This is a genomic window from Moorena sp. SIO3H5, from assembly GCF_010692395.1.
Lineage (GTDB): Bacteria > Cyanobacteriota > Cyanobacteriia > Cyanobacteriales > Coleofasciculaceae > Moorena.
This window is the reverse complement of record NZ_JAAHHS010000308.1, coordinates 1-9415: the sequence shown is the minus strand read 5'-3', so window position 1 is coordinate 9415 and position 9415 is coordinate 1. Positions and strand designations below refer to the sequence as shown.

Here is a 9415-nt window from a genome sequence, read left to right as displayed (position 1 = left end):
TCATCTCCCCATATTCCCCTCCTGGGAGGGGTTAGGGGTGGGTTCCCATCTCCCTATCTCCCTATGTCCCTATCTCCTTATCCAAGGAATCTACTATCTTTGAATGCAACTCGGTATCAGCACTCAGCACTCAGGGCACCTGAGATAATTCAAACCGATCAAAGCACCAAATGGTACAGCAATAGCAGATAATTGATTCTTGACGGCCAATAAATAATAAATAAATGATAAAGACTGCATGGGTGTTTCCCGGACAAGGTTCCCAGGCACCAGGTATGGGAGTTGACTTATTAGAGTTGCCCTCTGCAAAGGTTAAGTTTAAGCAAGCTGAGGAAATTTTAGGCTGGTCTGTTCTAGATATTTGTCAAGGGGAGTCCGATCAGTTATCTCAAACCCTCTACACTCAACCTGCCTTATACGTAGTTGAGAGTATCCTGGCTGATCTGCTTATGGAACAAGGGGAACGACCCAATCTAGTAGCCGGTCACAGTTTGGGAGAATATGTTGCCCTCTACACTGCGAGGGTATTTAACTTTGAGGCAGGGCTACGCCTAGTCCAACATCGGGCTAAATTGATGGATAGTGCAACTGAAGGCATGATGGTTGCTCTGATTGGCTTCAAACGCCCAGAACTTGAAGAAAAAATCCAGCAGATACAGGATGTTGTTATTGCAAATGATAACAGTCCTACTCAAGTGGTAATTTCAGGTAAACCAACAGCAGTTCAAGATTTGCTGAGTCAGATTAAAGTCAAACGGGCTGTTCCTCTAAAAGTGTCCGGTGCCTTTCATTCTCCCTTAATGGCTGAAGCAGCAACTCAGTTCCAGGAACTTTTGCTGTCTGTCCCCTTTGCTGATGCCCAGGTACCAGTATTATCAAATGTGGACCCTGTACCCACGTCAGAGGCAGCTACCTTAAAACATCAACTCCAGTGTCAAATTACTGGTTCAGTACGATGGCGAGAAATTTCTCTGAGGCTACCACTCGAAGGGATTGAGAAAGTGGTGGAAGTCGGACCAGGTAAGGTGCTGACTGGCTTAATTAAACGGATGTGTCCGAAGTTAATTTTAGAAAACGTTAATAGCATTGCTGATCTGCAGCAATGCTTAGTAGTAGGCTAACTCGAAGCCCTAAGCTCGACCATTATCATGTCTTGGATGGCGGCGCGATCCTCTTTGAAGCGCCGCTTTGATGAAATTTACCTAATACTTATCAGGGTGTAGAGATCACAAGTGTGGCAAGTTTGGGGAGATGGGGAGATGGGGAGATAGGGAGATGGGAGCGATTTTTATTAAGGGCACCTAACAAAGATTTCAAAATTAATAAGCAAAAATACTTATTCAATCAATTTCCTATCCAGAGGTGCGACCCGTGGCGAATTTAATAATTAGATGCGGAAAGCGCACCTATAGACATTTCACGCATCAGATGGGAATACCGCTGCATATCGCTTAAATCCAGAACCATTAGGTTTTTTGAGTTTCTCAAACTTACCTAACATTCTTGATTGAATCGCTTTTGAAATCAGAAAAATATGAGAAAATGCAAAATCACAGAGTAAATAAGTAAGTCAGTTGAGATTCGATGGCTCGAAAAGGTCTCTGGATTGGTGGTCTCTAGACAAAAAATCAACCACTTTTTCCTTATGCCTAGCAAACTGACTTGTGCTGACTTACCCCTGACCAGTCTAAGACTTTGATCCAACGGGTTTTGGTTAGGGGAAAGGGTTAGCTAAATAAGCATTTTTATAGCTGATTTATTTGCTCTATTTATTGTATTAACAATATCAATAAAACAAATCATTTTTATTGCCAAAGGAGTTGCCCATGCTTGAAATAATGAGTATTCACAAAGCTGATGAAATTAGTCAAATAAAAAAAACAAAAACTGGAATAATTAATGGTAAAATGGAACTCAATATAAAAATTAATGAGTTGCCTATAGCAAAAACTGTTAAAAACGGCTGGCAGGAATTTAATGTTGATTGTGATGGCACGATTTTTACGATTAAGGTCAAACCCAAAGTTTGGAAAAAAATCACGACTGCTAATGAGATGTATTCCATGTGGGTCGCTGTTATTACTGGCAAACTGGGAGCGAAAATTAACAAAGGGTTTCGGGTAGAGCAACCAGGCATTCAAGTATTTGAGAAAAAACCCAAGGCACCAAAACCAGATAAAGCACAGCTACAAGCCCAATCACAGGCACAGCTACAACCACAACCACAAGCTCAATCACACGAAGAGCTAGCCCAATCACAGGAACAGCTACAGGAGCACCTAGCCCAATCACAGGAACAGCTAGACCAATCACAGGAACAGCTAGCCCAATCACAGGAGCACCTAGCCCAATCACAGGAACAGCTAGACCAATCACAGGAACAGCTACAGGAGCAGCTAGCCCAATCACAGCAGCAGCTACAAGCACAAGCCTAAGCAAAGACTAATAATTGGGTATTAAACTGATTTAATTTGAACAGTTATTATCAAATTTCGTTAATCGTTAATTGAAAATTATTAAGTCTCAATTAACGATTAACAATTAACAATAGCTAATGCTCCGCCGAGTCGCTTCCTCAGCCACCAACCCAGAGAAGGTTAATGTTATGCTAGCCTAAATGGTTAATTGTTCATAGTGTTCATTGGTTTACAGGCTTTAGCCATGAGCCATTTCCTATAGGCTATCTCCATATGAGCGATCGCATAACTCATATCCTTCTGATTGATGATGACCCAGTATTCAGATTGGGTCTAAGGACTGCCTTGCAAGCTTTCCAGGAGCTGCTAGTTGTAGCTGAGGCTGATACTGGCACAGAAGCCTTATCAAGATTAGGGGCACTAGAGGGGACTAAGTCCGTGGATGTGGCAATTTTGGAACTAGCTTTGGGTGACCCTAATTCACGTGAAGGGATAACCTTATCAGGATTACCACTGTGTCAGGGATTACGGCGGGAGTACCCTAACTTGCCAATTTTACTACTGACCAGGGAATCTAAACCCACTGTGCTAGCAGCAGCTCAAGCATTGGGTGTCAATGGGTATTGCCCCAAAGGAGTCGCGATCGCTACCATTGTTGAAGCCATTGGTGAAATTACTGAGGGTCAATCCTATTGGCAGACACTGTCTAGCTTACCTACTGTATCTTATAAAGCTGCAGGTTTTGCTCCCTGGTATCAACAGTGGCGTAACTCAGGATTCCAACAATTTGAAGCAGCTTTAGTCCAGGTGAATAGTCAGCTGCAAAATCCTGGTCTTTCCAATTGGGATTGGCTGTTTTGGACTGGACGCCGTCGAGAACTATTGGTAGCCCGTTGGCTGGCGGATCAGCTATTACCCGCTAGCGTGATTCTGGTGGAACCGTCACGGGAGAGTTCCTTAGTGCCAATGCCTAAACCGGAAAGCTCACTGACTGTTGCGCCAAGGGCTCAATCCCAGCTTAGCCCTAAGGCACCACTAGTTGAGCGGAGAGTTGAGCGGACAATGGTAAAACTTCAATCTGGTTTATCCAACCTCTCTGGTGTTCCCCTAGAACTTGACATTCTCCAAGTAGAGAAAAGAGCAGAGTTACTTGGTTTAGTCTTCCAAACCTTTGAAGCGCTGATTGAAGATTTGCGCTTGTCTCAAGTAACACCGGAACAGTTACCTCACAAGCAACAGCTGATTCTGAAAGACCTGTGGGAAGCATCAGTAACAGATTTCTTCGGTAAGTATTATACCTTGTACACGGAAAATACTCAACTAGAAGTTGTCACTATTTTGGTGGGTAACTATCCCATTGTAAAAAAGGAAATTCTTGATAAAATTCCTCTAGTTATTGATTTATTATATCATCGGCTATTTGACAGCTCATTAATCATTGATAATGTCTCCTATCCTGCCCACACTCCCGAAGCAATTCAACGGTCAGAATTTATCCTGGACAATTTAATTATCCAAATTGCTAATGGGGTGATTCAACCGTTATTAAATCAATTAGCAGATGTAGAAAGTATTAAGGTAAATTTTTATCATCAAAATTTAATGTCATCTCGGGAAATTGCCCGATTTCGCAATAATCTCTCCTGGCGATATCGCCAAGATAAATTATTTGGTGAGCCACAAGCAATTTTCGAGAGTCGATATGATTTATTTATCCTAACTGACACTGGCATTAAACAAACCAGTATCTATGCTCCCCGGCGTCGGGAATTAGAACGGCTACGAGGTTTTCAGCTAGCTGTGACGTTAGCCTATGAGCTACGGGATGCTCTTTCTCCCCGTGTGCAAGCCGCTGTTACTTGGATTGGTAATGGTGTGGTGTATCTGTTGACCCAAGTCTTTGGTAGAAGTATTGGTCTAGTAGTTCGTGGTGTAATTCAGGGCATTGGTAGTAGTGTCCAAGAGGCCAGGTTTGGGAAAAATCCTGGACGTGGGAAGTAGGGGAAGACAGGGAAGAGGGGAAAGTAAAAAAATACCATGACATCCGGCATTGGGACTGATTCAACCCTCCCCACCTAAACAATTTTAGAAAACAATTTTAGAAGCCCCTGCCTTTAGGCATAGGTTTCATGACTCATTAACAGCCACACCCTTTTTACCATTACTCTCAGTATGTTCTACTACTTCCGATCCTAGAGGATTAGCTTGATGCTGAGATGGTGGCAAAGCGGGTTCTAATATTTCCCAAGCTTCTTTGGCAATGGGCAGATACTGATCGTGAGCGGCTTTAGCTTCAGCAAATTTTGTTAAGGTTTTGGCAAAATTTCTATCCGTTGCCAGTTTCATATGTTCCGGTGTCAGGGGGTCTGGGGAAAATAAGGCTTCGATCACTGGCCGTAATTCCACGGCTTGTTGGTAAGCTTGTTCCAAATTTACCCTTAAACTTGCTAAAGATGCGATCGCTTTTACTGACTGAATAATCTCTGCTTCTTCACCATCTGTATCACTGGTACCTAGTGGCTCAACTAAAATCAAATCGTCAGCACTCAAGCCATCGGCAAAGCTATCCTCATTGACGGTAGTGTCTTCTGAGTCTTCCATGCGCCTTTGGATCTCTTCCAGGGCTTTGGCTCTGTTTCTGGCATTGTCGGTTCTGCCTGGGACTTCAACGATGAAGCCGAGTTCCTTTAAATCCTTAGTTGTATATTGCACCGTAGCTTTTGACATAATGTTTACCCTAGTTTCAGTATCCGATTAGATTCATCCTACTTAGATTTATAGTACGCCTGATCGAGTTCCCCATGGAACATGGTTCCAAAACCGCAATGGAGTAAGCTATCAGCTATCAGCTATCAGCTATCAGCTCTGAGCTCTCAGCTTAAGCGCTACGCCCACGCTACTTGAGGTGCTATCAGCCATCAGCTCTCAGCCATTGGCCAACGGCTGACGGGTAACCACTGACCGCTGACCACTGACCGCTGACCACTGACCGCTGACCGCTGATGGCTGAGAGCTGATGGCTGAATACTGATAGCTGATGGTCTAGCTAAGAATTTTTGCTTACTAACTATTTATTAACTTTTGTAAAAATGAGCCTTCAAGACCTACAAAACTGATATATACGTCGCTACACTATGCAAAGTGTGTGTTTATATTGAATTTGAAAGTATTAACGGTGTGAGGTTTGTGGATCCTAGATGATTCCTATCCAACTAACTCTAAAAAACTTCCTCAGCTACCGCGACGCAACTCTAGACTTTCGCGGTCTTCACACTGCCTGTATTTGTGGTCAGAATGGAGCAGGGAAATCGTCCTTGCTAGAAGCCATTACCTGGGCGATTTGGGGACAAAGCCGTGTTGCTTCAGAAAACGATGTCATCAATACTGGGGCGAAGGAAGTCCGAGTAGACTTTATTTTTCAAAATAATCAACAAACCCATCGAATTATTCGGACTCGCCACCGAAAACAGGGGAGTTCCCTAGAGTTTCAAGTGGAAACACCAGATGGTTTTAAGTCTTTAAGCCAGAAAGGAGTACGAGCAACTCAATTATTAATAATAGCGAATCTGAAGCTAGATTACGATACCTTTATCAACTCCTCTTACCTGCGTCAAGGTCGAGCTGATGAGTTTATGGTCAGGCGTCCCAGTGAACGGAAACAAATTCTGGCAGATTTGCTCAAACTAGACCAGTACGAAAAATTGGCAGACCAGGCAAAGGATTTGTCAAAGCAGTTGAAAGGTCAGGTAGAACAGCTAGAGCAAAGTTTGCAGGGTATTAAAGAACAACTGGGAGAACGGGATGCGATCGCAAAGGAAACAGCAACCCTGGAAACTGCCTTAAACCAGCTGCAACAAGACCAAGACCAAGACGCCCAACAACTAAAACAATTACAAGGGATTGGACATCAGCGGACTACCTGGGAACAACAGCTGAACTTTGTGAGGACACAATATCGTAATCTTACTCAAGATTGCGATCGCATACAACAAGACATTGCTAATGCTGTTGCCCAACAAGAACAACTCTCTAAACTACTCTCTCAAGACCAACAAATTACTGCTGGTTATGCCGAATACCTCCAGCTACAAGAACAAGAAGAAACTCTTGCCGCCAAATTACAGACTTATCAGAAAGCGCAACAGCAACGACAACAACTCCAACAGCAGCTGAATCAAGAAATTAATCAACATAATCTGCAAATTCGTGATATCCAAGCTCAACTAGAAGCCTTGGGTACTCAAGAGCAAGAGATTCAAGATACCCTCTCCCGTTCAGGGGAAGTGGCTACAGCCCTGGCAAAACTTAAGCAAGCTCGTGAACGGCTCAAGCAGCTAGATAATTTACAACTAGAAGTCTGTCCCTTGTTGCAACGTTGTGGGTCTATCCAAAGCGAACTTGACCGGGTTCAAGCCAGACTCAGTGCCAAATTAGAAGAACTGGTTTCTTCTGAAAAACAGTTATCCCAGCAAGTAGCAACAACACCTCAGCTCAGACAGGCGGCACTTCAGTTAGAGGCTGAACTTGGGGAATTAGAGAAAAAGCGGGTCTACCTGTCTCGGTTACAGGACAAAGGACTAGAACGTCGAGGCTTTCGAGAACGCCTCCACGAAAACCAACGTCGCTATGAAAAATTACTGGGGGAACTGACCCAAAAAATCCAATTGCTGCAAGTTCAGAACGCAGTTTGTCCCTTATGCGAGCAGCCTCTAGATGCAGCCCATTCTGACCGGGTGATTCAGAAAACCACTGCTGAGCACAAGGATGTTCAAGATCAATTCTGGGTAGTACGAGAGCAGCTAACCGTTTGTGAACGAGAACTTCAGGTGTTGCGCCATGAATACTCCCAAATTTCCCAACAACTCTCTCCTTATGAACAGTTGCTCGAACAACGGGGACAACTAGCCGCACAACTAGAAGCCACCGATGAAGTTTATGACCGACTCTATGAAGTATCTGAGGAAAAGAAAGAACTGCAACAATCCCTTACTATTCGTGCTTATGGGGTAGAGTTACACGCAGAACTCAGGCAACTCGACCTCCGAGTCCAACAGCTCAACTACGATGAACAAACCCATGCAATAGCACGGGGGGAAGTTGACCGCTGGCGCTGGGCTGAAATCCACTCGGCTAAGCTAGAAGAAGCAAGACGGCGTCAGAAAAAAATTGATGCCCAGAAACCACAGCTGCTTCGAAAGCTGGATAGTCTTCAAGGCTCAGTGCATCAGTTACAAACCAATTCCCCGTTGAAGCAGCAATTGGATCAGCTGGATCGATACATAGCTGAGATTGGCTATAACTTGGATGCTCATAATCAGGTTAGAGCCTCGTTGCGTCAAGCCCAATCTTGGCAACTGCGTTATCAGGAATTACAAACCGCCCAAGAGCAAAATCCCCAAGTCGGTCAACGCTTGGCAAGCCTAACTCAAAGCCTCCAGAGCAGACGCTCTAATCTCAAGGAGGTTAATACACAAATTGAGGACATTGTCAAGCAAATGGAACAAAGTCCTGATGTCACTAGGGACATCCAAGCCTTAGAACATCGGATGAAGCAGCGCCGACAGCAAATGGATAAACAACTATCCCAGCAGGGGCGTCTCCAACAACGGTTGCAGCAACTGGAATCCCTACAAAGTCAGTATCAACAGCAACTCGAAAAGCTCCAACAACTCCAGCGGCAATATCGGGTGCATCAGGAATTAGCGATCGCATTTGGCAAAAATGGCATCCAGGCACTCATGATAGAGAATATTTTGCCTCAACTAGAAGCCCAAAGCAATCAAATTTTGACTAGACTGACTGGGAATCAGTTACACATCCAAATTGTTACCCAAAAGGCCGGGAGTCGGTCTTCTAAGAAAAAAACCAAACTGATTGATACCTTAGATATTTTAATTGCTGATGCTAGTGGTACTCGACCTTATGAAACCTATTCCGGTGGTGAAGCATTCCGGATTAATTTTGCCATTCGTCTGGCATTAGCACAACTGTTGGCCCAACGCTCAGGCACATCCTTACAAATGTTGATTGTCGATGAGGGGTTTGGCACCCAAGATGCCGAGGGGTGTGAGCGATTGATTGCAGCAATTAATGCGATCGCATCCGATTTTGCTTGTATTTTAACCGTGACTCATATGCCTCAGTTTAAAGAAGCCTTTCAGACCAGGATTGAAGTATCTAAGACATCCCTTGGCTCTCATTTAAGTTTATCGATGTGATTAAGGGTAATATTTGTAGCAAAGGGAGTAGGGAGTAGGGAGTAGGGAACAGGGAACAGGGAGTAGGGAGTAGGGAGTAGGGAGTAGGGAATAGGGAATATGGCATCAAGAATGATAACAATTACTAAAATGATTGCTGATTGCTGAACGCGCACGCGTGCGCGTAGCGCTTAAGCTGACGGCTGACGGCTGACGGCTGACGGCTGACGGCTGATAACCCTACAAAATCAACTCCATTGCTGTTTTTATAATTTCCTCGCGCTCCACCATTTTAGCAATTTCTTCAGGTTCATAACTTCCTTCAAATGCTTCTAATGAAGCGCGGTCTAGTGCGGATTGATAGGCATCTTCTAAAGTTTCTAATAATTCCTCTTCAGTTAGATAAGTTCCTTGAGCCTTGTGGCGCTGATTAGTTCGTTGAATTTGTTTAACAGAATTACGTATTGATACTTCCCAAGATTTAGTCGTCCGTTTTTCAGCAGCTTTTTTAATTAGATGTAACAGCAGAATAATTCCGTAGCTAAATAGTTTATTCAGTTTATCCGATTTGCTCATCTCCTCCAATTCTTCAATCAGTTCCAGGGCTTCAGGGATTTTGCCTTCGTAGAGTAATTCCTTTAGAGTCATTAATTCTTCCATTGGCTATTCTTCCTCCGCTTTTTAATTGACCCGTCGCGACTAATACCGAAATAACCAAAGATATAGCAATCGAAGTAAAGCTTAAGACATATTTCTGCTCCCTGCTCCCTACTCCCTGCTCCCTACTCCCCTTAACCCATA

8 protein-coding genes are annotated in these 9415 nt (G+C 43.9%); 4 read left to right on the top strand and 4 right to left on the bottom strand.

Annotated elements, in window-relative coordinates:
* The first annotated feature begins 224 nt into the window (after positions 1-224).
* The 3 genes from fabD (at position 225) to F6K52_RS26270 (ending at position 4418) form a co-directional block, all read left to right on the top strand.
* Positions 225-1121: an ACP S-malonyltransferase gene (gene fabD / locus F6K52_RS26280; protein WP_293085218.1), complete on the top strand. Its 897-nt coding sequence runs from the start codon at positions 225-227 to the stop codon at positions 1119-1121.
* A gap of 705 nt (positions 1122-1826) precedes the next feature.
* Positions 1827-2435: a hypothetical protein gene (locus tag F6K52_RS26275; protein WP_293085213.1), complete on the top strand. Its 609-nt coding sequence runs from the start codon at positions 1827-1829 to the stop codon at positions 2433-2435.
* 255 nt (positions 2436-2690) lie between these two features.
* Positions 2691-4418 (top strand): DUF3685 domain-containing protein, encoded by a 1728-nt coding sequence (locus F6K52_RS26270; protein ID WP_293085208.1) that lies wholly within the window; start codon positions 2691-2693, stop codon positions 4416-4418.
* A 126-nt stretch (positions 4419-4544) separates the two neighbouring features.
* Here the strand turns inward: F6K52_RS26270 and F6K52_RS26265 are convergent, their stop codons facing one another.
* Positions 4545-5144, bottom strand: coding sequence for a hypothetical protein (locus F6K52_RS26265; RefSeq protein ID WP_293085204.1), 600 nt, complete (start codon positions 5142-5144; stop codon positions 4545-4547).
* Between the two features lie 470 nt (positions 5145-5614).
* Here F6K52_RS26265 and sbcC point away from each other — a divergent pair, with 470 nt between their 5' ends.
* The gene (gene sbcC / locus F6K52_RS26260; protein WP_293085199.1) at positions 5615-8635 is read left to right on the top strand and encodes an exonuclease subunit SbcC; all 3021 of its coding nucleotides are present in this window, start codon (positions 5615-5617) and stop codon (positions 8633-8635) included.
* Here the strand turns inward: sbcC and F6K52_RS26255 are convergent.
* The 3 genes from F6K52_RS26255 to F6K52_RS26245 form a co-directional block, all read right to left on the bottom strand.
* Positions 8614-8790, bottom strand: coding sequence for a hypothetical protein (locus tag F6K52_RS26255; RefSeq protein ID WP_293085193.1), 177 nt, complete (start codon positions 8788-8790; stop codon positions 8614-8616). The two genes, sbcC and F6K52_RS26255, sit on opposite strands and share 22 nt — an antisense overlap.
* Positions 8791-8854: 64 nt before the next feature.
* On the bottom strand, positions 8855-9274 hold the full coding sequence (locus F6K52_RS26250) for a DUF29 family protein (RefSeq protein WP_293085190.1): 420 nt from the start codon (positions 9272-9274) through the stop codon (positions 8855-8857).
* Positions 9222-9415, bottom strand: a 194-nt coding sequence (locus F6K52_RS26245; protein ID WP_293085185.1) for a hypothetical protein, incomplete at its 5' end; no start/stop codon positions are given. The genes F6K52_RS26250 and F6K52_RS26245, both read right to left, overlap by 53 nt.